The organism is Terrimonas ginsenosidimutans (assembly GCF_022012415.1).
GTDB classification, from domain to species: Bacteria; Bacteroidota; Bacteroidia; order Chitinophagales; family Chitinophagaceae; genus Terrimonas_A; species Terrimonas_A ginsenosidimutans.
This window is the reverse complement of the sequence record NZ_JAKLTR010000007.1, coordinates 23,645-50,632: the sequence shown is the minus strand read 5'-3', so window position 1 is coordinate 50,632 and position 26,988 is coordinate 23,645. Positions and strand designations below refer to the sequence as shown.

The 26,988-nt window shown below is 46.0% G+C and carries 22 protein-coding genes; 1 reads left to right on the top strand and 21 read right to left on the bottom strand.

Translation table 11 applies throughout. The annotated features are described in order from the left end of the window. Positions 1 to 14: 14 nt before the first annotated feature. Together LZZ85_RS12245 and LZZ85_RS12240 are read right to left on the bottom strand one after the other, a co-directional pair. Entirely contained in the window at positions 15 to 2,939 is a 2,925-nt protein-coding gene (locus tag LZZ85_RS12245) for a SusC/RagA family TonB-linked outer membrane protein (RefSeq protein ID WP_237872058.1), read from the bottom strand. A 256-nt stretch (positions 2,940 to 3,195) separates the two neighbouring features. Then, a complete protein-coding gene (locus LZZ85_RS12240) occupies positions 3,196 to 4,935 on the bottom strand; it encodes a DUF6377 domain-containing protein (protein WP_237872056.1) in 1,740 nt (579 codons plus the stop codon). Between the two features lie 335 nt (positions 4,936 to 5,270). On the opposite strand from LZZ85_RS12240, the gene LZZ85_RS12235 reads away from it, so the two are divergent. Then, positions 5,271 to 5,642: a hypothetical protein gene (locus tag LZZ85_RS12235; protein WP_237872055.1), complete on the top strand. Its 372-nt coding sequence runs from the start codon at positions 5,271 to 5,273 to the stop codon at positions 5,640 to 5,642. A 196-nt stretch (positions 5,643 to 5,838) separates the two neighbouring features. On the opposite strand, the gene LZZ85_RS12230 is transcribed toward LZZ85_RS12235, so the two are convergent. The 19 genes from LZZ85_RS12230 to kdpF form a co-directional block, all read right to left on the bottom strand. Further along, a complete protein-coding gene (locus LZZ85_RS12230) occupies positions 5,839 to 6,693 on the bottom strand; it encodes a DUF5995 family protein (protein ID WP_237872053.1) in 855 nt (284 codons plus the stop codon). Between the two features lie 222 nt (positions 6,694 to 6,915). Then, positions 6,916 to 8,004, bottom strand: coding sequence for an NAD(P)-binding domain-containing protein (locus LZZ85_RS12225; protein WP_237872051.1), 1,089 nt, complete (start codon positions 8,002 to 8,004; stop codon positions 6,916 to 6,918). Positions 8,005 to 8,265: 261 nt separating this feature from the next. Continuing rightward, a complete protein-coding gene (locus tag LZZ85_RS12220; protein ID WP_237872049.1) occupies positions 8,266 to 9,288 on the bottom strand; it encodes an LLM class flavin-dependent oxidoreductase in 1,023 nt (340 codons plus the stop codon). A gap of 238 nt (positions 9,289 to 9,526) precedes the next feature. Further along, positions 9,527 to 10,633: a hypothetical protein gene (locus LZZ85_RS12215; protein ID WP_237872047.1), complete on the bottom strand. Its 1,107-nt coding sequence runs from the start codon at positions 10,631 to 10,633 to the stop codon at positions 9,527 to 9,529. A gap of 50 nt (positions 10,634 to 10,683) precedes the next feature. Continuing rightward, a complete protein-coding gene (locus LZZ85_RS12210) occupies positions 10,684 to 11,928 on the bottom strand; it encodes a hypothetical protein (RefSeq protein ID WP_237872045.1) in 1,245 nt (414 codons plus the stop codon). A 157-nt stretch (positions 11,929 to 12,085) separates the two neighbouring features. After that, positions 12,086 to 12,841 carry a sensor histidine kinase gene (locus tag LZZ85_RS12205; RefSeq protein WP_237872043.1) on the bottom strand — a complete coding sequence of 252 codons (756 nt, stop codon included), beginning with the start codon at positions 12,839 to 12,841 and terminating at the stop codon, positions 12,086 to 12,088. Beyond that, positions 12,823 to 13,464 carry a hypothetical protein gene (locus tag LZZ85_RS12200; protein ID WP_237872041.1) on the bottom strand — a complete coding sequence of 214 codons (642 nt, stop codon included), beginning with the start codon at positions 13,462 to 13,464 and terminating at the stop codon, positions 12,823 to 12,825. The genes LZZ85_RS12205 and LZZ85_RS12200 overlap by 19 nt, the downstream gene beginning before the upstream one ends. A 9-nt stretch (positions 13,465 to 13,473) precedes the next feature. After that, positions 13,474 to 14,316, bottom strand: coding sequence for a hypothetical protein (locus LZZ85_RS12195; RefSeq protein WP_237872038.1), 843 nt, complete (start codon positions 14,314 to 14,316; stop codon positions 13,474 to 13,476). A gap of 33 nt (positions 14,317 to 14,349) precedes the next feature. Continuing rightward, entirely contained in the window at positions 14,350 to 14,988 is a 639-nt protein-coding gene (locus tag LZZ85_RS12190; RefSeq protein ID WP_237872036.1) for a response regulator, read from the bottom strand. A gap of 279 nt (positions 14,989 to 15,267) precedes the next feature. Beyond that, positions 15,268 to 16,572, bottom strand: coding sequence for a hemolysin family protein (locus LZZ85_RS12185; protein WP_237872034.1), 1,305 nt, complete (start codon positions 16,570 to 16,572; stop codon positions 15,268 to 15,270). Positions 16,573 to 16,739: 167 nt separating this feature from the next. Further along, a complete protein-coding gene (locus tag LZZ85_RS12180) occupies positions 16,740 to 18,434 on the bottom strand; it encodes a HAMP domain-containing sensor histidine kinase (protein WP_237872032.1) in 1,695 nt (564 codons plus the stop codon). Further along, entirely contained in the window at positions 18,434 to 19,555 is a 1,122-nt protein-coding gene (locus LZZ85_RS12175) for a sensor protein KdpD (protein ID WP_237872030.1), read from the bottom strand. Before LZZ85_RS12175 ends, LZZ85_RS12180 begins: the two co-directional genes overlap by 1 nt. 25 nt (positions 19,556 to 19,580) lie before the next feature. Beyond that, positions 19,581 to 20,129 (bottom strand): GNAT family N-acetyltransferase, encoded by a 549-nt coding sequence (locus tag LZZ85_RS12170; protein ID WP_237872028.1) that lies wholly within the window; start codon positions 20,127 to 20,129, stop codon positions 19,581 to 19,583. A 30-nt stretch (positions 20,130 to 20,159) separates the two neighbouring features. After that, a complete protein-coding gene (locus tag LZZ85_RS12165; RefSeq protein ID WP_237872026.1) occupies positions 20,160 to 20,519 on the bottom strand; it encodes a DUF7674 family protein in 360 nt (119 codons plus the stop codon). A 261-nt stretch (positions 20,520 to 20,780) separates the two neighbouring features. Further along, positions 20,781 to 22,115, bottom strand: coding sequence for an outer membrane beta-barrel protein (locus LZZ85_RS12160; RefSeq protein WP_237872024.1), 1,335 nt, complete (start codon positions 22,113 to 22,115; stop codon positions 20,781 to 20,783). Between the two features lie 131 nt (positions 22,116 to 22,246). After that, positions 22,247 to 22,804, bottom strand: coding sequence for a potassium-transporting ATPase subunit KdpC (gene kdpC / locus LZZ85_RS12155; RefSeq protein ID WP_237872022.1), 558 nt, complete (start codon positions 22,802 to 22,804; stop codon positions 22,247 to 22,249). An 18-nt stretch (positions 22,805 to 22,822) separates the two neighbouring features. After that, on the bottom strand, positions 22,823 to 24,877 hold the full coding sequence (gene kdpB, locus LZZ85_RS12150; protein ID WP_237872020.1) for a potassium-transporting ATPase subunit KdpB: 2,055 nt from the start codon (positions 24,875 to 24,877) through the stop codon (positions 22,823 to 22,825). 15 nt (positions 24,878 to 24,892) lie between these two features. Further along, entirely contained in the window at positions 24,893 to 26,608 is a 1,716-nt protein-coding gene (kdpA, locus tag LZZ85_RS12145) for a potassium-transporting ATPase subunit KdpA (protein ID WP_237872018.1), read from the bottom strand. Between the two features lie 5 nt (positions 26,609 to 26,613). Further along, positions 26,614 to 26,691: a K(+)-transporting ATPase subunit F gene (gene kdpF / locus LZZ85_RS28645; RefSeq protein WP_237872484.1), complete on the bottom strand. Its 78-nt coding sequence runs from the start codon at positions 26,689 to 26,691 to the stop codon at positions 26,614 to 26,616. Positions 26,692 to 26,988: the final 297 nt, after the last annotated feature.

Here is a 26,988-nt window from a genome sequence, read left to right as displayed (position 1 = left end):
AACATCTCTTGCGCTTATTTGAAGATCACATTAAAGCCCACGGAAACGTTCCTTGTCCGTGGATAGATTCCGTTGTCACCGGCACTACCATAAGCGCCATTCAGCTCAGGATCGATCCCTTTGTATTTTGTGATCACAGCAAGGTTATTACCGGTAGCGAATACACGGAATGCCTCAATGTTTTTCAGGTTGCTTTTGATACGATAGCCAATGGAGAAATTTTCAAACCGGATAAACCCTCCATCTTCCAGCCATAGATCTGAACCATATTGCGAAGTGAACAGACCAAGTGGGATCGCATCATACAGGACGTTCGACTTTCCGATGTTCTCCATCCGGCTCAAGGTGCCGCGAAGGCCATTGTAGATCTTGTTGCCACCAGAGCCACGCCATACCATGGAGAAATCAATATTTTTATACGATACAGATGGAGTAAAGGCATACGTATATTTAGGAACAGCAGATCCGGCGATGATCCGGTCCGGGCTTTGATTCCCCTGGTCGATGATTCCGTTCTTATCCTGGTCAACAACTTTTTCCACACCAGCAGCGTCGATGCTTTCATGTTGCAGGATGTTATAAGTGCCGATCGGCATGCCTTTGATCAGATAGGCGTTATTGCCCCATGGAACATAGTTCGTGTTCAACGGCACGCCGTTGATGCTGCCGCTTAATTCGATCACTTTATTTCTTATCAGGGAACCGTTCCCTGCAAGTGTTACGGAGAGATCTTTTGTTCTGATCATCTCATAACTAAGCGTAAGCTCCACCCCTTCATTCATCAGGCTTCCCACATTTGCAAGGATCGATCCGTATGGATAAGGCGGCTGAGGAACGGTATAATTGAACAGAAGATTCTTTGTAGTGGCTTTGAAGAGATCCAAGGTACCGGTAAGCTTATTATTCAGCACGGCGAAATCAACTCCTGCATTCCATTGACTCCTTGTCTCCCAGCGAAGATCAGCATTCGCGTTCTGTGTGATCAGGAAATTGGTGATCTGTGAACCACCGAAATAAGTTACACCTGACGCTCCGACAAGCTGCGTGGAGTTCTGGGGATACAAACCCTGCTGGTTACCGGTAACACCATAACCAATACGAAGTTTTAACTGATCAAATACATGCTGGCCGGACATGAACGACTCATTGCTGATGCGCCAGGCGACAGATGCAGACGGGAAATTACCCCATTTGTTATTCACCCCAAGCACCGAAGATCCGTCACGACGGATGCTTGCCGTTAACAAATACCGGTCATGCAATGAATAATTCAACCTTCCGAGAAAAGAGACCAGATTACGATCGTTCTTATAAGACGTGATATCACCGGGAGTGACCCGCGAGAGATCGCCATTCTGCAATGCGTTGTAGGTAGTTATATCATTGATGAACCCTTTCGCCTGTGCAAAATTCCCCTGATAAACCTGGGTTTGATATTCATACAGCCCCAGTACTTCGACCCGATGCTGCCGGATCATCTTTTTGTACTCAAGGCTGATATTCATCAACCGTTCATCCGCCCTGTTATTGGTCACGCTCGCCAGGCCTTTATTATCCATCGCTATAGAAACAGTAGACTTCGCCGGAAGATAATACCCCCAGTAGCTGTCAGTTTTTCTCCAGCTGCCGAACCAGCTCGCGGTCAGACCCTTCACCACCTCAAGATCCGTTCTGAGAGAGCCGAACAAATTATTGGAGCCACCCTCGTTCACCACTTCCTGCGCTACCGCATAAGGGTTGATATACTGGAACACGTTAGGGTCGGTGAAGTAAGAACTGTCTGCATTGAACACAGGATCCGCAGGGCGTGAAACATACGCATTGCTGATCAGGTTGGACGTGAATGCAGCGCGGCCCACACTACCAGGGCTACCGAGCGTGTTGGATACGTTGCCATTCAAATTCATGGTAACCGATAAACGCCCGTCAAGTGCTTTTTGTGTAGCCTGGATCCTTCCGATATAATTCTTAAAATTCGAATTGATCACAATACCATTTTGCAGGACGGCAGCAACAGATGCACGATAGTTGAAATCTTTTGTACCACCTCCGAGAGCGATGGAATGGTTTTGTGTAAATCCATCTCTTGTGAGAATATCAAACCAATCTGTATTGGATGCATGGTTTTCGGAAGCAGGAACATTCCATTTCTGTGCTTCCTGCCACCATTCGCCGGCATTGAGCATTCTCAGTTTTTTACCGATGAAATCTGCAGAGGCAACAGAGTTGAACTCGATAGTGCTTCTGCCGGACCGGCTTCTTTTCGTGGTTATGATGATCACACCGGGAGCGCCGCGCGATCCGTAAATAGCCGTCGCTGATGCGTCTTTCAGTACATCAACCGATTCGATCTCGTTCGGAGGCACCTGCCTGAACAAATCCATATTTCCCTGGATCCCGTCAACCACAACAAGAGGATCACTACCGCCTACCAGCGACGTAATGCCGCGGATCCTCACACCGGGCGCACTGCCTGGCTCGCTACCGATCTGAACCACGTTCACTCCGGCAGCTTTACCTGCGATCTGTTGCAAAGGGCTGGTAACAGGCCCCGGGTTAAGATCCTTGCTGGAAATAGTAGACACCGAACCGGTGAGATCCTTCTTGCGCGCAGTGCCGTATCCAAGCACCACCACATCCGTAAGGGTCTGCGCCGTTCCAACCAGCGTGACCGATACGGTCGTACGGTTGGTAATGTTCACATCCTGGCTGGTGTAACCGACAGCCGAGATCGAAAGGATCGTAACATCAGGAGAAACAGAGAGGGTAAAATTACCGAGCGAGTCGGCACTGGTGCCTGTTCCGGTTACCTGCGCGGTAATGTTGGCCCCGGCAACCGGTTTGGCATTTTCATCGAGGACCGTCCCACGGATGGTCCTGGACTGAGCATAAGTTGAGGTGGACATGACAAGGCAAAGCAAGCATGCCACAGCTGGCATAAGCAATCGTTTTAGCTTCATTTTTTTGTGTTTATTTCTGTTCTAAAGAAACAGGATCACAGCAGCCCCGATGGCAGACTGGGACGATACAAAAAAATCAGAGTTAAGCTAAAAAGAAAAAAATAAGATCGAAAAAATAGGAAAAAACAGATATATGTAAAATCAGTTACCTATGTTAAATACTAAAAAACAATTCCTTAATTAAACATTAAAATTATAAACCATATAGTTGTAATTTGTAAGATCAGACCCCGTTTTAGAGGTTCATATTGGTGTTTTCAATGATCCTGCGCTCAAATTCATCTTTTGAAACGATCGCTTTCGACCGGATCTTTGTCTTCTTTGCGTAGATCGTATTAATGGAATAATCCAGGATCTCAGCAATCTTTTCGTTCTCCGTAATACCCAACCGGATCAGTGCGAAGATGCGCAGTTCAGGGTTCAGCAACTGGCCTTCTTTCAGCACGGTCTGATCTTCTTGATGGAACATCGCATTGAACTGGGTAACGAAATCCGGGAACAGGCGGATGAATACTTTGTCAAAATTCCGGAGAAGTTCCTCCTTTTCTTTCTTCATATCGACGCTTTTCAGCAGGTATTTCATTTCATCCCACTTTCGCTCCAGCAGCTTTTTATCCATTTGGGCGATGAGTTTCTCCATTCTCGCCATGAACTCGGTATCCATTTTAAAGTAATAGCCAATATACTCCTCCTTGATCTTGTTGGACTCCAGCAATTGCCTGTTGATCGCTTTCAACTGTTCATTGTACTTTTCCTTTACCTGGTTCACTTTTACCAGCTCATCATTCATTTCCCGGAGCTGGTTATTATACGCTTCCTTGAGGGCGTTGGCTTCGGACAGTTGCTCGTTTGCCTGCTGCTGTTTCAGGTTCGCCTCGGACAGGCGCTTCCTGGTCAGTTGCAGCTTTTTTACCTGCATAAAAATAACCACCGCAAGGCCTGCCAGCAGCAACACCACAACGGAAAGGCTGATCAGGTAGGCCTGTAATGCTTTTTTTTGCGAGCGGATCGTCCTGATCATATCTCCTTCTATCAACGGCAGCACCGCTCCTATCTGCACTTTTCGCAAACGGGCGTTATAGAATGTTGCATCCACATTGGCTTTTTCTATATATAGCAGGGCGTCTTCCAGCAATCCTTCCTTATATATTATACCCGCGAGAAATTGCAGGGCCAGGGTCTCTTTGGTGGATGATTTTATATCAGCAATGGATGCCTCGATCAGAAATGGCTTTGCTTTTTCTTCCTGCCCCTGTCCGATAAAAATGCCGCCCATGGTGGAAGTCGCCAGTGCGCGCTCATGATAAGAGAGATCCTGTCTCGCAATAAGGGCGCTTAGTTTACGCTGTGCGTTATCCGCCTCCCCCTTTTTCAGAAATTTCAACGCTTCATAATAGTCATGATCAAACGAGCCGGCAGGATAATGCGCCAGGGCCGAGTCCAGGTATGAGTTCGCTGTAGCATTATAAGCCGGACTGTGCATGAAATCATTGGTATATTCTGACAGGTTAAAATAATACCGTGCCATCAACGAGTACAACTCTGCTTTCCCTGGCTCCCGCAGGTTGCGGGCTTCAATACTGTTCAACGCATCAAACGTTTCCTTGAACATCCCCGCAGAAAGAAGAATGAATGCATATTTCAGTTTTGCATCGGTGATCAGGAAAGCGTCGTCTTTCTGTACGGCAAACCGTTGAAGATTTGAAGTATACTTTAAAGATGAGTCGAAATTAAAATACTTGTACTCTTCATACAGCTGCACATCAATATTATAGCGGACAGACAATTCTGCCGAACTATTCTCCGCAGCAAGCTTTTTCAGGGTATTGATCTTGCTCATTTTCTCCGCATCGTACTGGCTTGCATGTTGAATGGCCGTATTCAGCTCAGTGATGAGGCTATCATCCAATGGAGACCCAAGGCATATACTTTGGATACAGCTTATAGCGCAAACCAGTATAATGAGTTTTTTCATAATTATCCGCTTGATCGTTTACAGCTCATTCATGCAGAACAAATGATCGCTGACAACAAATGTAACAAAGAAAGACCCGGAAGACCAAAAGATGTAGAATGAATAAGAGTGGATCAGGACTACCGAAAAATTCCGGGCTTACAGGTCCCTGATCTTTCAGAGATCAGGATCAGCCCTGAATTCTCCTCTTAAACTTAGAATAAACGACTCGCGGGGCCCCTGCCCTCGCTTCGTTGGAACTGATCCCCGCCTTAGCCAACAATAATTGATCTGACAACAGGACAAAAATATTTTTGTGTCATCAATTAAAATAAAAAACAATTAAACATCTTATCATGAAAAGGTTTTTCAAAACAACTACGTTAACTTTTTTACTACTCTGCATTATAACGGTGATGTATAGCTGTAAGAAGGACAAAACACCTACTGGAAATCTCATGTTCTATACTTTTCTCCAGAGCAGCAAATATGACGCTATCAAGATCTTTGTGGATGGCAAAGAATCCGGCACTATTACATTATCCCATATTCAAAAGCCCGAATGTGGCACACCAACAGGCATTAATGTGATAAACGTTGCATTACCTGCAGGCAAACATACATGGTCTGCTAAACAGATCAAGAACGGGCAGCAAATTGATGAGTGGGAAGAGAGAGAGGAAACAATCAAAGTGGAAGAGTGTACGTTTATCAAATTAGCAGATTAAACAAATTGAAAATAGTTGGTGAAGGTTTGAGTTGGTTCATCCCGGTTGTATATACGATCGGGATTTTCTCGTGTATATATCAGAAGCAACGTCATGGGTAGCGGAGCAGATCGTTTTGTTCATAAAGAATAGCTACCAGGAAAAGTAAATCGATGTTACCTATTTCTTACATGACAGGTATTATCATTGCTTCGATCTATGAAGGCTTAGATTTTGCTGTTGCAATAAGTTTTCCATTCGACTCAGTTACATATTTTTTTTCAGAATGGAATAGCACGGCGATCACCTTCGCCGGTCTTTTCCATTCGAACAACCAGACAACCCATCGCGTCACCCTTAGCAAAAACCCTTTTGATGTAACCAGCGAAGCTCCCAACTTGCTGATGGTTTCATCTCTTGCCGCAATGCAGGCATGAAACTCATCCGCTTTTTTCAGGTGAAGATCTTCAGCGAAATTCCATGCACCATCTCTCGCGTTGACCAGGCTGAATTGTATCAGTAATGAGTCATTGTTGGCGCTCAGCCCGAATAACGATAATAACGGAGAAACTTTGTTCAGCTGATTGAGTATCTCAAAGACCAGCGAACCAAGTATGCTATTGATGGTGTTAAAATCTTTCCGGATCTGCTGGATATCTGCGTCCCGTGTTACTTCCGCTGCTGCAATCCCTAAGTCGAGGTTGATATGGGCATTCATTCCCATCAGCAAATGTTGTAAGATCACTACAGAGGGTTTCCTGGAAGAATCGATGGCTACCTGCCATGAACCGGTGATCCTGCCTCCTTTTTCTATTGCATCCATTGCATCGAGATAACGACTGGCAAACAACACATCAAATTTCTCCATTCTTTCATTGTCTTCGAATTCATTGTTATCAATCCCTTCTCTCACTCTGACGGTCACCTTATGATACAGGCTTGCGAAATAGCCGAGCCTGCTTTGGTTGTGTATGCAATTCTCAATCAGTTTTTCCATCCGGCCGATCACTTCATCGATCGGACGTAATGGTGCTGTGAGTACTGGTAATTTATTTGTTACATCATACGACATAGATCATACTTTACATTTTAACAAGGCGGCCATGTTCAGCGTTGCGATCAGCCGGAGAATGGGTCTTCGGTCTTCCGGTGTTCATTCCACATCAGGTACAAAAGATAGCATTTAATATCAGAAACATTCTGACTGCGGATGACTTTTCAGGTGGTAAATCATAAAGGCCACCTTGCACAGGCGGCCCAATTATTCAGATGCAGTATGTTTGCGGATCAATGATCAGGCTTCAATCCCCAATGTTTTCATCAGTTCACGCGCAGCCGCTCCCCCTGCACGATTCGCACCAATAGTTGAAGCGGAAGGCCCATATCCGACCAAATGGATCCTTGGTTCTTTAGCCACCATTGTCGCCAGTCTGCCGGCCATCAGGATCCCGCCACCCTCCTCTCTCGGTAATACCTGATCCAAATGCGCAAGAGCGCTTTTGAACCCCGTATTCCAAAGGATCACATCGGCTTTCTCCATCCTTCCGTCATCCCATTTCACACCATCTTTGGTTATCTCACTGAACATGGGGAAACGTTTGAGAACGCCCCTTCTTTCCATATCTTCCACAGCGGGCGAAACGGGCAAACCTGTAACGGATACAACCGACAGAGGCAGCAAGCCCTTTCTCACGCGCTCCTCCACCATCGCTACCGCCTTATGACCGGCAGCATCATCGAATGGTCCATTCCTGAATTCCGGCGGACGCCTGGTCACCCATGTAGTAGTGGTAACTTTAGAGATCTGGTCCAGCAATTGAATAGCAGAAATCCCACCGCCTACAATGATCACATGTTTTCCTTTGAAGTGATCCGCCGTTTTGTAATCCTTTGTATGTAATTGCTCACCGCCGAAAAGCTGTGCACCGGGATATTCGGGGATGTAAGGATTCTCCCAGGTACCCGTCGCATTGATAATGCCGGACGCTGAAAACAAAGCTTTCGATGAATCGATGTAAAACCGGTCATCATGCAAATAGACTCTTTCAATTTTCAACGGCCGATAAACCCGGAGATCAAACTTCTTTTCATAGAGTTCGTAATAGTGAGGTACCGCAACACTGGCCAGAACCTCTGCCTCATTGTGTGTTAAGGTCTCTTCAAAGGACATACCCGGCAGATCATGGATCCTGTTGACCGTACTCAATGTCAGGGAAGGCCACCGGAATTGCCAGGCTCCTCCGGGATGGGGCGCTTCATCAAGAATGATGAAATCCTTTCCAATTTCCAAACCGAGTTTTTTCAGATGATACGCAGCGGAAAGCCCCGCCTGACCCGCACCTATTATCGCAATCTTTGTCTTGTAACGAAGCTTGTTCACCATGAAGAGACTTCCTTTTGAAGGTTCGAGTCAGTTTAAAAACGTCTGCGTAAGGTTGCCGCAGATTATAAGACATTGGTCAAAGTAGAGTAAGGTAGCTAACTGTCTTGTCTGCCGCACTGCGTAAGGCAGATAAGTTTTTGTTAGATGGAATGAACGCAGATCAAGGCTCGCAGATACGCAGACAATACCTGTCCGGCAGAAAACTATCCGCGCCCCGCCCTTTGATCTGCGTTCATCCATGGGGAACCTGCACCAATCAACTTAACGCCACCCCAGTCCCGGAGCTACATGATCGAGTATAGCAGAAAGTACATGGACGTTATATTCAACACCCAGAGTATTAGGGATCGTCAGAAGGATCGTATCAGCCTCCTGCAGCGCTTCATCCTGTGCCAGCTCTTTGATCAGCTGATCAGGTTCTGCGGCATAACTTCTGCCGAAGATCGCCCTTCTGTCTGCTTCCAGTACACCGATCTGGTCTGTACTGCGGCCTTCACGCCCGAAATACTGCCTGTCCTGCTCGTTAATCAATGCAAAAATCGACCGGCTCACAGATACCCGCGGTTCGCGTTTATGTCCCGCTTTTTTCCAGGCCTCTTTATATAATCTGATCTGTTCCGCCTGTTGTATATGGAACGGCTTTCCGCTCTCATCAAATTTCAATGTTGAACTTTGAAGATTCATGCCATTTTCCGCGGCCCATACCGCCGTAGCATTGGAAGCAGCACCCCACCAGATACGATCACGCAACCCTTCGGAATAAGGTTCCAATCGCAGCAGGCCGGGAGGATTTGGAAACATCGGATTGGGGTTTGGCTGCGCAAAGCCAACGCCGTTCAGGTGCTCTAAAAATTTCAAGCCCTTGATCCGCCCCATATCGGAGTCATTCTCACCTTCTGCCGGCTTGTACCCAAAATACTTCCATCCGTCAATTACCTGCTCGGGCGATCCTCTGCTGATCCCTAACTGTAAGCGCCCCCCTGCGATAAGATCCGTGGCTCCCGCTTCTTCCACCATATACAATGGATTTTCATACCGCATATCGATCACACCGGTACCGATCTCGATCTTGCTTGTTTTTGCACCAATAGCCGACAATAGCGGAAATGGTGAAGCCAGCTGCTTTGCGAAGTGATGCACACGAAAATACGCACCATCGATCCCGATCTCTTCTGCGGCCACGGCAAGATCAATGGATTGGAGCAATGTATCACCCGCTGTTCTCGTGCTATACGCCGGATGATTCGCCCAGTGACCAAAAGATAAAAACCCGATCTTTTTCATATATTTTTTAATAAGATTTGCATAAGTATCCACAAATTTAGCGAATACAATATTTCCATAACACTGCCCGGGCTTTGACGCGCCCCGGCAAAATATTTATCTATAACAACCCATATGCATAAAAGTTGTTGGTCATGAAAGGGTGGGTAAACACAAAGCTTAAAAGTTCAGGTGGGCGAACCGTTGAGTTGTTCGCCACACCAGACTTTTAAGCTCTGCTCATTCCTTCTTTGCTTTCCTACGAGGCCATCCAGTATACATCCATATAGTAGGTTCCGCCGAAGTCGCGATAGTTAAGACGTTTCACCGGTCCCACAAAAGGCACGTTCCTTTTCAATTTGATCGCATACACGCGTGGGTCGAAGATGTCATCTTTGAGCACGCCAACGAGCCAGCCAACCAGTGCGCCGAGGATCATGCCAGCTGCAGCACCGATGACCGTACCCAAAGGTCCCGCTATCGCAGTGCCTACGGTTCCGCCAATAGCCGCACCAATAGCTGTTCCCGCTGCTGCACCGATAGCGGTAAGGATAACTACGAGGTGAGCTTTGATCGACTCATACAGTTCCTGGAGAAAGTCGCTGAAACCCCCATTGTCTTTTTCCGCGATGGTAAGAAATGCAGTGAATACGGAGGGATTCACATTGTCGAGACGGAATGATTTCAACTCATGGTCCGGGTTGAAGTGTTTCACATTCCCGTCATTGAACGTTCCAGCTGAAAAGGCGGCGATCTTCGTGGTTACATCCTTGTCGTCTACAGCAACGCCACCTACGGAAATCGAATCTTTACCCCACCATTCAGGATCGGTCTCATCCACGCACTTCACCGTCTTCAACATGAGTTTCAATGTTCTTGCAACGGAAATGGTGGATGCAAGTGCTACGTTTGCGGCCCGTTCTTCCGGCGCGGCATCGTCTGTCAGTTCCAATATACCGGCGAAGCGCCTGGTGAACAGGCTATCATTCACATACCGGAAATCGGTTTTAAAATCGGTTCTTTTAAATTTTACCACCGCATCTTTATATGCTTCCGGTTCAAAATTTACCCGGGTCGCCCGTGCGAGCTCCAGTCTTGGCCCCCTGTCTAACAACATAGACTTTACCTGGTCAACACTTTTAGCAGCCAGTCGTTCATGAACCACGGCCGCAAGCGATTTGTAGTTCTTCGCTTGTTTTACACCCGCAGAAAGCGGTTCATAATTCGCGGGTTTGTTCTCCGACCTGTTGTATAGAGCCTCATAGATCTGTGGCTTGAGGTAATCGACAACATGGTCTACAAATTTTTTTACCTGGGCATCATTAATTTGTGCCGTTGATAGATCGGTAATAAGAAAGTCTGACATGATCGTACTATTTAATGGTTAAAAAATAAATACAAGGTTGAACCCCGCCTTTACCTGCAGTTCCGGGACTGCCGGAGCCTGACCTTAATATCCTGCAGATAAAAACTTGCTTTGGTGTAACTTCCAATATCCTCTCCCCAGCGGTCTCCATACACCTTTAGTTTTTTTATAGCATAGCCGCCGGCGATATTGAAGATCTCCACATCATGATCCTTATCGATACCTTCATAGACGTAGTTCTTTTCACTGAGTATGTCCTCGATCAGATAGCCGGCAGGCGCCCGGTACAACGTAAAAGTTTCGGTCTTTTCAGCGTGGCTGTGATCATTGGCCATTGTTTGGTATTCTTTTGCCCTCATGAAGATTTTTGCGGAAACACTTTGTCCATCGCTGGAAACAGACAGCTTGAATGTCATCCTGATCTTTACTGAGCCACCAAAATCGCGGTCACCAGCGCCCACTTTTCCCGGAACAAAATCCAGGATGTCTTCGATCGGCCTAAGATCTCCTTCAGTGACTGCACATCTTGCGATCCTCTGCTGGATAACAGGCAATTCAGCAATCAATTTACCGCCACTGGTAAACCTGATCTTTGATGAATTTTCTGTGAGTTGAATACCATTGCTTCCCAGGTTCAACGTCATCAGATAAATGGATTGCTGTGTAAGATGTTCGGTCACGTCTACCATCCCGGAGGTACTGATCAAGGCTGCTTTTATATTCGCACCGGAGATACTATATCTGTCAAAATCATACCCGAAGAGTTCAATCTTATTCCTTCTGTCTGGAGCAAGGTTCATATCTATGGATGAAGGCACTGCGGTACAGAAGATGGGTTCTAATGAAGGCAGGTCATTCCGGCCTCGGACCATATCGATCAATCGTGTCAGTTCCTGCTTCATTCTTGTTCTGAAGAAATCTGTATAACATTTCAACTCGGCGCCGGCTGATGCCTGCGCTCTTGCAATAAGATCTGTCACTTCATTACTGATGGTGCTTTGCGTTTCACCGGTCAATTGATCCGCCAGATTCTTTAACGTCGTTTGCCAGCTCTGCGATTCGTCTTGCAGGGTATTGATGGCATCCTGGAGCAGGGTCTCCGTATCGCTGGCCGCTTCCGTTACACTTATATCTTCGTTCGCACCTGCAATGCGGAACGCAGTATCGCAGGAAAAGAACATGGTTATCAGCGGCAACAACCAGGAAAGATGCCTGAAGGAAAATCTGTGCGGCTCAGGCAGATCGCCAGCTGGAGTTGAAGGAGTGTTGAAGGATTGCATATTCTTTTTCTTCAAAGTTGAAGCAAGTGGTATGCATTTCCACCCCCGCAATTGGGGGTATTTAGCTAAGGCGGTGATTTGTTTGATGTAATTGAATGAGCGTAGTGCTTAATTCAGCAAAGACCATTGTCATTGCAATATTCAAGATTCAATGGCAGATCATAAGCCTGATCTATGAAGGGATGCGGATACTGATAGCAGTACCCTTTCCCAATTCCGTGGAGATCTCAAACAGCACGTTGATCTCCCTGCATCGTGCCTGCATATTTCCAATACCATTACCTGAAGGAGATCTGTTTATCAAAAACCCGATCCCTTCGTCTTTAATTGTTATTTTATACATGCTATCCTGCTTTGAAATGCTGAAAAAAAGATCTGAGGTATTACTATATTTTATTGCATTATTGATCGCTTCTTTACAAATGAGGAAAATATTTCGCCGGTGCAACAGATCAAGTTGCAAAAGCTTCACCTCTTCAATGCTGGCAGAATGAAATTGTATATTCTTCGCATTGCATAACGTTTCTGCATATTGCTTTAACCGGTCAAAAACGATACTCATTGTTTCAGCTTTGGGTTGCAAAAGAAAGGACAGGTCACTGATCTTTTCAATTACATCTTCTGTATAGCCCTGTATATGCTGAAGAGAGTCTGAAGCAGGCTGCTGCTGCCCGTTCTTCGTTTGAGCAATAGCCAGCTGCAGCAGCATATTGATACCACTCATTCCCGCTCCGATATCGTCATGCAGATCCCGGCTCACCTGGTACAGTGTATCTTTCCGGGTGGCAAACTCTTTTTCCAGCAACTCACGCCTGTGGATCAGCATTCTTTTTCTATACTGTAAAATAAATACAATGATACCCGCTATAAAGACGAGTATCACTACATTGGCTAATATAAGGAAGATGTTTATTTCTGTTTGCTCCATATAAAACCTGCGGTAAAGGTTAGGTACATCAGGCAGCTAAGGGTCATCATTGCCCAATAATATTTTTTTTGAAAGGCCGAATAGTTTTCAACCAGGTAATTGAACAAAGCAAAAAAAGGAAATGACCCGAGATAGAATAACAACAGTCCGGTACAGATATAAAACATCATACCGGATCTGAGATAGAATATCTCCGGCGTTTTCATAATATGCTGGAAATACAGCATTATCAGCACGAGGAGGCAAATATTACCTGTCGAATAACTGGCAGAGAGATACACGTTTTTTGTACCGGTAAGAAATAACATTTCCGTTACAAACGACAAAAGATATACCCCCAGGCAGATCCATGGCACCGTTTTCTTTTTGGTGAACCTAAAATAGATGATAAATACTCCGTGCAGCATGATCATCTGCAAGGGTATTGCGATCAGTGTGTAAAATTTCAACAACGGCCCATACCATTCCTTAAGACGCATGTACAATCCCGTCAGCTCAATGATCGCCACTGCCACCAGGAACCAGGAGAATAATTTGATCGGGGTTTTCCGGTAATAGATCAGTCCGGCAACAGCGGCGATGATTTCACAGACGAGCAGAATGTTTTTAATTTCGAGGGTCATACAAGCTTATTAGAATGAAGTTCCGCCGGAAAAAGGTGGCGTTAATTGTCCCTGGTTCATCAACGGGCCATCGAAATACAGGGATGTTTCAAAGGAAAACGGGCCATTGGCAGGTGGCAGTGAATCTATGCCCGGCCAGAGAAGACGGATCCTTCTGCCATAGTTTGGCGAAATGCTTAGTATCGCATCAAGCGGTTTTGTGGGAAGTTGGTCAGGTGGATAGCGGAACGTGTTGATCTTGCATCGGGATGATGCCCATGGATCGAAATCCTGGTGTTTATAGCGGTAAAAAATATCTCCGTCAAATCTAACAGGCATACTGTCCGACACATAAGTCGGCACCATGAATATCGTATGACGGTCCACATAATCCCGGGCCACTTCGTCCACCTCACCGGTATAGCGGCCGTAATACATCCTTATACCAAGATTGCGGATCTTGCATGCACTTGTATCTATTTTCGACACTTGTTTTTCGATGGCGCAGATATAAGCTTTCAATTTGTCCAGGCTGAACCAGATGGCCCTTGCATCGTCCCGTTTGTGAACTTCCCTCAGCCGGGAGATTTCAGTCCTTTCCAAACCTGTATTCCAGGGAAAAAGGTTTCCTGATAAGGGAGTATTTACGACCAGTTCAGAAGTGAGCCGTTCAATGTTGCCATAATTTCCCACGATCTTCAGTGCATCTTCGAGGGAAATACGGTCGTAGTCGGCAACAGCACTGCAGAAACAGGGATCTTTACCCTTGTCCGGCTTTTTCTCCGTATTGCTTTTATCCTGCCAGGAAATGAAGGCGAGCGTAGCGCAGGCTACGAAGGTTCCAGTCAGAAAACTGAAAAAGTGCATTTTCATGATGATATGTTTAAACGGTTAAAGGTTCGGTCTTCAAACCAGTCGCTCCCGGATTGCTTTCCCAACGGCCTCCGTTGCACTGGCTACATGCAGCTTCTGATAAATGGTCTTTACATAACTGCGAACAGTCTCATAACCCAGGAATATCTCCTTCGCTATAACCGGAAGGCTTTTCCCTTCTGTCATTAATTGGAGAATTTGCTTCTCACGCGCAGTCAATTCGTACGCAACCGGGATGACTGGTGGAGCAAACTGGCGGAACAGTTGCACCACTTTTGCGGCAATAGCCGGACTGAATGAACTGCCTCCCCTGTACACTTCAGTGATCGCATCAAGCAGTTGCGCAGGTGAGGTTTTCTTCAGCACATAACCATGAGCTCCGGCACATAGCGCAGCAAAGATCTTTTCATCTTCATCAAATACTGTTTGGATCAGCAAGCGCAGGTCCGGAAATTGTTCATGTATCAGTTTCGTGGCATCGATACCATCCAGCCCCGGCAACCCGATATCCATCAGCACAACGTCGGGGGTTGTCCGCTCAATAACATACTTCCAATCATTACAATCTTTATAAGCACCTGCACAATGAAATCCTTCTGTTCCATTCAGTACCGCTTTATATGCATCCAGCATAATAGGGTTGTCTTCGAATACGGTAACTCTTATATCCATGATGTGAATTTGCGAAGATCAGCGGAAGTGGCAATACCCTCAATCGGGTGAATTTAAAAAGGGACGGGAGGGAAAGTAGGATTGAGATTTCAAGTTATGCTATGAAAATGAAAATCTCCCGGGTTTATGGTGTATTGAACCAAATAGAATATTAAATGCGGCTATATCAGCGTGGAATAATGCACAAAGTTCAAAAGCTTAAGAAACCGGGATGTTATTCTCAAACTTTTGAACTTCGATACTATGACTTTAAAACGGAAACGATTATACCGGATATATTTATACCGCAGCCGGAACAACCAGGATCTTCGCAATACGCAACTGATCCATCTCTGCTACTTCCATACGCATATTTCTCCATTTAACGCGGTCGCCTTTCTTGGGTATTCTGCCCAATTTCTCCAGCAGGAAACCACCCAGCGTAACATACCCGGTGAGGTTGTCCTTTGCCCGGTCGGTTTGCATTTGCAGGCGTTCGACAAACTCGTCAAAAGGGATCTGAGCATCAACCAGCATGCTTCCATCGGCTCTTAGCTGGATCGCATATTCGAATTCATCATTTTCTGAAATATCACCGAACAATGCATCTACAATATCATTGATGGTGATAATTCCTTTTACCGATCCAAACTCATCGACGACCATTGCCTGATAAACTTTTTCCCTGCGGAATTGCTCCAGTACCTGGTACGCCCTGTTATGTGGTGTCACCAGCAACATTTTCCGTTGTAAGCCGGACAAGCGCAGAAGCTGATCATCCAGGTTATCACTGATCAGATCTTTGGAGTATACAAATCCCACCACCTGGTCGAGCGAATCTTTTGCTAAAGGATAAAGTGTATGGCGAGTTGAAAGGATCTTTTCTTTATTGATCACGGGATCAGCATTAAGATCCAGCCAGGTGATCTCGTTACGGGGCGTCATCAGCGCAGACACCTGACGGTCTCCCAGGCTGAACACATTCTGGATCAGACTTCTCTCGGTTTCTTCCAGGACCCCGCCTTCATGACTTTCCGCAATGATCACCCGCAATTCTTCTTCCGAATGAATATCGCCATGCTCACCCGCCGGCTTTATGCCGATCAGGCGCAGAATGAAATTTGCAAAACCGTTCAGCAGCCAGATAAACGGACGAAAGATAAAGAAGAAGATCTTTAGCGGCACTGCCACCGCAAACGTTGTTGGCACAGGCTTACGGATCGCCAGCGATTTAGGCGCAAGTTCGCCAAACACAATATGCAGGATCGTAATGACGAGAAAGGCTACCGGTAAAGCGATCTTATGAGCGGTTTCAGGAGGCATCTGCCATCCCATTCCATCTATGACCGAAAGGATCATACTCGTCATCACATCTTCCCCTACCCAGCCAAGCCCAAGCGAGGCCAGTGTGATCCCGAGTTGTGTAGCCGCCAGATAACTATCGAGATTGTTCACTACGTTCTTCGCAATGGCAGAAATCGTCTTATTATGGCCCTCACTTACCTCGATCTGCGAAACCCGGACCTTAACGATCGCAAACTCAGCCGCAACAAAAAAGCCATTCAGCAATACAAGTAAAATAGTGAGAATAATATCCCATGTCATAATTGAGTCGGCATTTGCCGGAAGGTAACCAACAAAAACCATACTAACCGTAGCAACCTGACTATCCGGCAACCCTGGAGATCGTTGATTCCGACAGCTGCAAAGCAGCACCATGTATACTTCCCGGCAGGTTTCTGACCCTTCCTGCTGGCAGACATGCACCCAACTTACCTGCTGACAGGCAGGCTGAATCCGAACGTACTGCCCAGACCTATCTCACTTTTCATCCAGATACGACCTCCCTCTGCTTCAATAAATTCTTTGGAGATGGAAAGGCCAAGACCCGTCCCCGCTGTTTTTGATCCCGGAACTTTGAAAAAACGTTCAAATATCTTTTCCGAATACTCAGATGGAATACCTACGCCCTGATCAGTTACCGACACTTCGATCTCTGAGCCATTTTTTTGTATGCTTACAATGATCGTACTGTCCGCGTAAGAGTGCTTAATGGCATTGATCAGGAAATTATTCAGCACCCAACCCGTCTTTTCAGCGTCTGCCCTGATCAACCCGGCATTTTCCGCATACCTCTTTTGAATAATAATATTTTTCTCCCGGGCAGTCGTAGAGGCTGCCGCAATGGCATTATCAGCGATCATCTCCGGTCTGACCTCGGTTATGTCCAGCTGGATCTTACCGGACTCTACCTGCGACATGTTCAGCAGCTCGCTCAGGATGCGCAGCATCCGCTGGTTATCATCCTTTAAATGCTGAACAAGCTCCCGCTGGTCGGCCGACAACTTGCCGATCCGCTCATCATCCAGCAATTTCAGGCTGAAATCTGAAGACGCAAGCGGAGTTTTCAATTCGTGCGAGATCGTCGCAATAAAATTTGTTTTAGCAACATCCAGCTCTTTAAAAGATGTGATATTGCGAAGAACGATCACTTTGCTGCTGGAATTATCCTGCGGGATCTCCATGATCTCCTTCGTAAAGTAATTTTCCCTGTTCTCCACTACGATCTTAAAAGGCATGCTACCTTTTTCTTCCAGCAAAAACCGAAGCAGATCATTTCTTTTGGCTATATCCTCAACTGGCTTCCCTATGACCTCTTTTGCCTGTAAACCCAAAAGCTGCAAAGCCTGATCATTGGCAAACAGGATGACACCATGCTTATCAAAGCCGATACTCGCTTCCTTCAAACTGTTGATCACTGCTTCAGCCCTTGTTTTTTCAAAAATGATCTTATTGAGGTTACTGTTCTCAAAATACTCCAGGCGTTCAGCCATGTTGTTGAACGCATCCGCCATCTGACCGAACTCGTCTTTCCTTTCCAGGTTGATCCTGTAACGATAATTCTTGTTTGTGATCTCCCTGATCCCCTCCGTAAGGCTATTGATGGGCGTTGTCAGCACTTCAGGAAAATTGAAGGAGAAAGTGATCCCGATAATGAAGATGATCGCGGCAAGAAAAGAGATATATGTTAAGGCCTTGTCCGCCGTTCTGTTAGCCTTTTCATTCTTTGCTTCGATAGCTGCCATATTCAATGAAAGAATGCGTTGTATACCGGCGCGGATCTGCTGACTGGTCTGAGAAGAATCACTGCCGTTCCGGAGAACGTCAAAATGTTTGCGGATACTGACTGTCGCATCCCTCTCACCTGCCTCTGTCAGATTTTCCTCCTGGAGCCTTAGTACCCGGTCAAAATCAGCCATGAAGCGGACTGGGGCTATTGACACACTATCAAGCGCGCCCTGCATCCGGTGACCGTAATCAAGGGATTCATAGTTGTCTTTTAAGATCTCCTTTGCATCGTTTTTCAAACGTATCAGATGAAATATGCATACCCCACCTGATAACAGGAGCAGCAGGAACAGGAATAAGGTTCCAAGTCGTATTTTCTTCTTTACGGAGTTTGCCATCATGATAAAATTACCAGATCAACTTCATTTTTTGAAAGGGTTTTCAGCAATTGGTTAAAAACACTTGTCTTTAAGATGATCTGCCATAGTTTAAGATGCGGCTTTCCGATACAAACCGTGGTAATGTTTTTCTCTTCTACCATCGCTATGATCGCACTGGCAATATCTCCTTCTTTCTTCTGTACCACTTCCGCCCCCAGCTCGGTGGCATTCTTGAAATTATTGATCAGGTGACGCTGCGCCGCCAGCGGGATCTTCTCTACCGATTCCTTTGGCGTTTGAACATACAGCACATACCACTTGCTATTGTAATAAGATGCAAGCCTTGCAGTTTTACGGATAATATGCTGTGCAATTTCATGATTAGACGAGATACAGGCTAAAAACCGCTCATGCTTCCAGGCATTAACCTTAGCCGTCACTTCGTGATCAACCTTTCTTTCCACCTGGCCGGCCACTTCTTTTAAGGCAAGTTCCCGTAACTGCAGGATCTTCTCCGGCTTGAAAAAATTCTGCAATGCCTGCTGCACTTTGCTGTTATCATAAATCTTTCCTTCTTTGAGCCGCGTGATGAGCTCATCAGCAGTAAGGTCGATATTTACTACCTCGTCCGCCACCTGCAATAATTTATCAGGCACACGTTCCTTCACTTCTACACCGGTGATTGCCTTTACATCTTCATTGATGCTCTCGATATGCTGAATGTTCACAGCGGAGATGACATCAATCCCGGCTTCGAGTATCTCAATAACGTCCTGCCATCTTTTCTCATTTTTACTCCCCGGTATATTCGTATGAGCCAGCTCATCCACGATCACCACCTCAGGCTGAAGTAAAAGCACCGCCTGAACATCCAGTTCATCCAGCTGCTTTCCCTTATAAAATACCCTTCTCCGGGGAATCAAAGGCAGTCCTTCAATAAGCGCCTGCGTCTCTCTCCTCCCATGCGTTTCAACATAGGCCACTTTCACATTTACCCCGTTAAGCAACAATCTGTGCGTTTCCTGGAGCATCCTGAATGTCTTACCAACGCCGGCACTCATACCGATGTAAATCTTCAGTTTTCCTTTCCTCCCTGATGGAGAACTATGCATACTGGCTTCCGTTGAATTCTCTGGCATGATCAAATTAAAAGTTATGACCCATTTAAAGACCCTTTAAAGCAGCCGGCTCATACAACATGGCCGTACACAAACAGTTCCGGCATTTCTTACCGGTCAGTATATTATAGTTCACGCAGCTTTTGCAACCTTTCCAGAACTTCTGTTCATGCGTGATCTCATTGAACGTGACAGGCTCGAAACCCAGCGCTGCATTCATTTTCATAATCGAAAGACCTGTAGTGATACTGAATACTTTCGCCTGCGGATACAATATTCTGGCCAGCTCAAACACTTTTGCCTTGATCTGCTTTGCAACGCCGTTTCCACGGTAAGCCGGAGCAACGATCAGACCTGAATTCGAAACAAATTCACCGTTTGACCAGATCTCTATGTAAGAAAAGCCGACCCATTGATCATCATCTGTCACTGCGATCACTGCTTTCCCTTCCTTCATTTTCTTTATAAGTGACGCCGGAGAACGTTTTGATATCCCTGATCCACGTGCAATAGCAGAAGTTTCCATTTCATCTGAGATCATCTTAGCGAAGACCGAGTCTCGCGCTGTAGCATTACGCACAATAATAGTGTTCATCTTTTAATGTTTAATTCCGTACATGTTCAATTAACAACCCGATTGAGATAACTGTCTTGTATAAAGGGTATAGAGTTTCCCCGGTATGATGGAGCGAATGAACGCTCTCTCTTCTTTAGTATCGGGTAACATCGAGGAAAACCCATACACGAACACATTTTCAATCAGCATTTTTACAACATTGTCGCCTTCCCGGAATAATGACTCTGCAAGAATGAAACATTTTTTAGCCAGGCTGAAATTATGTTCTTCAACCGCCTTTTTTGTGTAATCTGAAAAATAGTTCATACATGCATAAACGTCCAGCGATACTTTTGAAGGATACGATCTGGCAGATAGCTGAGGGATCTTTGTTTTCAACAAATTGCTTGCCTCATATTGTGTGATCATTGTAACAGGTTTCAGTTTTTTCGAAAAATTGTTTTCATGATATTGGTGCCAAAACCTGTTCCTGAAAAAAATCCACATCCATTCCGTTACAGATTTCACTGGATCAACTGTTTGCATTTTCAATCTTTCTTGCCGGCGGTCGCAGACCTTCTCATTTTGATAATATCTTCTCAAAAGTAGAAAGCATTATTTCCTATAGGCTGTAAATGCACTACGGATCGCAGCTGATGCCACGATCCGTAGTGCGGATCTCTCTGCCTGTTATAACCGGAAGTTGACTCCCACGATCACCCTGTTCTCTGAAGTTCTCAGATCAGCTTTCCAGGCAGGATCGATCGGATCATTATTGAATCCCGTTTGTGAAGTTGTTCCACCCGCGCCGGCGAAATAAGGCATGTTTGCCTTGCGGTGCAGATATTCAAAACGGAAGGTTACAAAATCATTTGGCATAATATCCAGGGTGGTACTCAGCTCTCCTACTTTCAGATCCTTCCCGGAAGCGATCGCAATATCATAGTCATTCGGAATATTCCCTGCAGCTGCGGGAATAAATGCAAGATAGCCGCCCGGATTTGTCAGCCAGCCGCCTCTTACCGTCCACGCCAGTTTATTGTGATTGAACCAGAGGCGGTGCGCCAGAGATGTCCCCGCCATGTAGTTATCTTTTCTTTTTACACCTTCACCACTTTGAAAGCCATAATGTGTATTCAAACTGAAAGCAGCCTGTGTGATCCCTCCCTGTGATGGATCCTTTTTATGATAACGTGCCACGATACTGTTATCATGATGGAATCTTCTTACTTTGGACAGCTCGGGTGTACCGCTTTTACTGTCATTCCCATAATAGAAATTTGCTACCAGCTGCACGTTTTCCGAAGGGCGGAAATAGTTTGAGTTACCAAATCCGATATTCTTGCTCCAGCTGTTGTAGGACTGCCAGCCATTCAGCAACCATAGCTCTGTCTTGAACTTTTTAGAAGGATAATATTGCAATCTTGCTCCCTGGAAATAAAAAGGCGTAAAATCACAGACAAGGCTTCGCTGATAGCTCCAGTTCTCCTGTGTCACATAGCTTTCCAGGCCGATATAGCTCATGAAGATCCCCATTTCCACATTCAATCCATGATCTACATTAAAGTGATAGCCGGCAGCCGCTTCGCGGATAAATTTCAGGTTTCCTGTGCTCGTATTCCGTCCACGGCCTACCGAGCCATCAGCCTCCTGAACAATATTCAGGCTATTGCCGGTTTGTAACCAGAGACGTCCGATTATGTTCTTATAATTACTTTCAATACCAATACTCGCCTGATTGAGTGTAAACTCATTACTGCGGCCGGTTGCGGCAGAGATCGTTTGCGTGTTATCTTTCGGACGCGCAAAATTATAGTTGAAGTAGCCGTCTAAAAGAACCACTCCTGTCAGAATGGTCTCCCCATTCTTATCTGTTACAACGAGAGGAAAATTCTTCTGCCGGTTCTGTCCGTTTATCCAGGAAAGGTCCATTCCCCCGAAAGGGATCTTTGCCTGTGCTGAATCCTGAGCCTGCGAACCTGCGGCGAGAGCAATTGCCGCGATCGCTAAAAATGCTTTTTTCATTCTTTGTCTGTTTTGATACTTGGTTGAATAGATGCTTTTGTTTAAAAATGTAAGAAGACAGATACAGTGGATGTTCCCATGAGTATGTATCTGGAGATAGATACAGTAAATTGGATACTCCGTAAAACTGATCAGTGTTTAATTTCGTCGAGAGCCACATTAAGCTTCAGCACATGCACATAAGCAGGGCCGAACACCGGCTGCACAATATGCGCTTGTACCAGTTCAGTAACCTTCTGCATTGAAATTCCCCTGGATGATGCAACCCGCTTTATTTGTATACGTGCAGCATCGGGAGAGATATGCGGATCAAGGCCGCTGCCGGAAGCCGTTACAAGATCAGAAGGGATCTGTTCTTTCGTAACACCGGGGTTATGTGCAAGAAAGGAATCGATCCTGTTCTGTACCAGCTGGAGGTATCCGGGATTTGACGGCCCCTTATTGGAACCGGCGGAACCTGCGGCGTTATAATCTACAGCGGAAGGACGACCCTGGAAATATATATCCGCTGTGAATTTCTGACCGATACGTTCGTAACCAACCACCTTCCCGTTAACAGATATCGTTTCTCCTTTTCCTTTACCAGGCGTTAACTTCCCGACCGCTGCGATCAGTAAGGGATAGATCACCGCAAGCAGTAAGATCATTACCAGTGTTAATCTCGCAGATATAGATAAGTTCTTTTTCATTTCAGATTGTTTTAATAATTACATGAATAAACCAAGGAGCAGATCGATCAGTTTGATCCCGATAAAGGGTGCGACAATGCCTCCTAAACCATATATGAAAAGGTTCCGTCGCAGCAATGCAGACGCTCCGATCGGTTTGTAAGCAACGCCCTTCAACGCCAGCGGGATCAGCATCGGAATAATGATCGCATTAAAGATCACGGCCGAAAGGATAGCAGATTCAGGACTCTTCAAACCCATTATATTCAACGCCTGTAAAGCAGGTATGGATGCGATGAAAAGTGCAGGAACGATGGCAAAATATTTCGCCACGTCATTGGCGATCGAAAAGGTCGTCAACGTTCCCCTTGTGATCAGCAACTGCTTTCCTATCTCCACCACTTCGATCAGCTTCGTCGGATCGTTATCAAGGTCGACCATATTACCAGCTTCTTTTGCCGCCTGTGTTCCACTGTTCATTGCAACGCCGACATCGGCCTGGGCAAGTGCCGGTGCATCATTGGTGCCATCTCCCATCATTGCTACCAGTTTTCCGGATGCCTGCTCTTTGCGGATATAGTTCATTTTATCTTCCGGTTTTGCTTCCGCGATAAAATCATCCACCCCCGCTTTCTCTGCAATGTATTTTGCCGTAAGAGGGTTGTCTCCCGTAACCATTACCGTCTTGACGCCCATTTTGCGCAAGCGTTGAAAACGTTCCTGGATCCCCGGTTTGATGATATCCTGCAACTCTATTACACCTTTGATCTCATTGTTCACAGAAACCACCAGGGGCGTACCGCCATTTGCGGCGATCGACTTAACTTTCTGCTCCGTAACCGTATGCACCTTATTACCCGCTTTGACCACCATTGTGCGGATCGTATCGAATGCTCCTTTCCTGATCTTTAAGCCGTCTGGCATATCCACACCACTGCTTCGCGTTTCGGCGGTGAATTGAATGAACTGCATGCCTTGCTGTACCGCTGCATTTACTCCATTGGATAATGCCAGCTCAACGATAGATCGGCCCTCGGGTGTTTCATCGGCCAGGGAGCTTAACGCGCTATATTGAATGAACTCCTTTTCGTCATTGGTTTCTGTTGCGTAGAAATGAGTGGCTTTACGGTTGCCGATGGTGATGGTACCAGTCTTATCCAATAACAGAACATCCACGTCACCGGCAGTCTCCACCGCTTTACCGCTTTTTGCAATTACATTTGCGCGAAGCGCTCTATCCATTCCCGCAATCCCAATAGCGGATAAAAGACCTCCGATAGTTGTTGGGATCAGGCAAACGAACAGGGAAATGAATGCCGCGATCGTGATCGGTGTATTGGCATAATCCGCAAACGGCTTGAGCGTAACACAAACGATAATAAAGATCAGCGTGAAAGATGCGAGCAGTATGGTCAATGCGATCTCATTCGGCGTCTTCTGCCTGGAAGCTCCCTCGACAAGCGCGATCATTTTATCGAGAAAGGATTCCCCGGGTTCTGTAGTGACCTTTACTTTTATTTTATCACTCAATACTTTGGTTCCACCTGTGACGGATGACTTGTCTCCGCCCGACTCACGGATCACCGGAGCTGATTCACCGGTGATCGCCGACTCATCAATGGTGGCTATGCCCTCCACGATCTCGCCATCCATCGGAATGATATCCCCCGGCTCACAGATGAACAGATCTCCTTTTTTGAGCTGGGACGACGGCACGACCTTCACCTCGTTCACATACATATCTCCTAAAACAAATACTTTTTTTGCAGGTGTATCTTCCCTTGTCTTTCGTAAACTTTCAGCCTGCGCCTTACCTCTTGCTTCTGCTAAAGCTTCCGCGAAATTTGCAAACAGAACAGTGATCAAAAGGATCAGGAAGATGACAGTATTATACCACAATGCACCCTGTGTCTGATCACCGGTGATCAGTTGATAAAGCATTACCACGAACATTACAAGAGTGCCGATCTCCACAGTGAACATCACCGGGTTCCTCACCATCATCCGTGGATCAAGTTTTACAAATGCCTGTTTAATTGCGGTGCCAACCAGGGAAGGATCAAATAATTTTATGTTGCTTTTCCGTTGTGTCATGATTGATGTATTCAATTATCTTAAAGAAAAATACTCTGCGATAGGACCCAGCGCCAGTGCAGGGAAGAAGGAAAGTGCATTGATCACGATGATCACGGCAAATGTCATCATGCCGAATGTCCATGAATCAGTTTTCAATGTTCCCGGAGATTCCGGAACGAACTTTTTAGCAGCCAGAAGTCCTATAATTGCAACCGGTCCAATGATCGGGATAAATCTTGCAAGCACCAGTACAAACCCGGTGGTGACATTCCAGAAGATATTGTTGTCACCCAGCCCTTCAAAACCGCTTCCGTTATTTGCATTGGCAGAAGTGTTCTCATACAGCATCTCAGAGAAGCCATGATAAGACGGGTTATTCAACCAGTTACCCGGCTGCACTGCCCAACCGGTTTCAGGATGGCGCGCAACCATATAAGCTGCAAGTGCTGTAAATGCTTTAACAAGAAAGGCCGATAATAAAGTAACCAGCGCTGCTATTTTCACTTCTCTTGCCTCCACCTTATGCCCCATGAATTCCGGCGTACGGCCGACCATCAATCCGGAGATAAAGACTGCAATGATGATATAGATCAGGTAGTTCAAGATACCAACTCCGCAACCCCCGTAAAACGCATTGATCATCATACCGAGCATCTGCATCAGACCGGATACCGGCATGGAACTGTCATGCATGGAATTGACGGAACCGGTGGAGATTATGGTCGTCATTATGCTCCAGTAAGCTGAAGCCGCGGGCCCAAACCTCACCTCCTTCCCTTCCATTGCACCCGTTGCCTGGGAAATGCCCATTTTTGCAATGGCGGGATTGCCGTTGACCTCAGTGACCATCGTGGGGATCAGCAGGCAAAGCATGCCGATCGTCATTACGCCAAAGATGACGACCGACCATTTGCGTTTGTTCAGAAAGAAACCCAGTGCAAAGATCATCGCTATCGGGATGATCATCTGCATGATCATCTCCAGCGCATTGGTGAAGTAGTTGGGGTTTTCGAGAGGATGCGCAGAGTTCGCTCCAAACCATCCGCCGCCATTAGTACCAATGTGTTTAATGGCGATCATGCCGGCCGCCGGCCCTCTTGAAACCTGTACGCTATCCCCCTGCAATGTTGTAATGGAATCTTTGCCGTCATAACTCGCTGGAGTTCCATTGATCGCCAGCAATACCGCGCCGATTATACACAAAGGAAGCAGTACTCTTGTAATAGCTTTGGTAAAGATGACCCAGAAGTTCCCAAGGTTCTGTGTAGTCTTTTCCCTGAGTCCGTTAAGCACTCCAATTAAAGCAGCAATGCCCGTAGCCGCACTTACAAACATCAGGAAGTTCATTACGAACAACTGCGTCAGATAAGTCACACCGGATTCACCGGAATAGTGTTGCAGATCACAGTTGACAAGAAAGCTGATGGCTGTATTAAATGCAAGATCCGGTGTCTGCGCAGGATTTCCATCTGGGTTCAGCGGCAATTTATCCTGGAAAACAAGTAAGACAAATGCATACACCAGCCAGAGCATGTTAATGGTAAGCATTGCTTTGAGAAATTGCTTCCAGTTCATGCCCTCGCCGGGGTTGATCCCGCAGATCCGGTAAAAGAATCTTTCAACCGGGTTCATAAGATCGGTGAACGTTCGCTCGCCTTTAAAAACTTTTGCGATATACTTTCCCAGTGGATATGCGAGTACCACTGCAATAAGAAACATCAGTATCACACCTGTTATTTCGCCAGTCATAGTAACTAGAATTTTTCGGGTTTAATTAAAACGTAAAGGAGGTATCCTAATACGGCGATTGATAAAATGAATAGTAATGTCATAATGTGGATTAGATTTTTTCAAACCAGTCAATTGTTTTATAAAATATCCAGAAGCAAATAAGCCCGCAGGCGATCAGTAGCAGATATAACATAGTTGATTGTTTATGCAGGTGAAATGACAGGGATCAGCGTACACCAATGCCGGCGCGATCAACCATATCATGGTGATTGCGATACTTCCAGGTATACTTCTTTTTCTTTTCATCGTTCCGCTAATGGCCAAATGCCATACCGGGAACCTTGGCGTGGAGAGCTATCCTGAAATGCTTGCTGGACAAGCATTTGCCGGAGACAGGA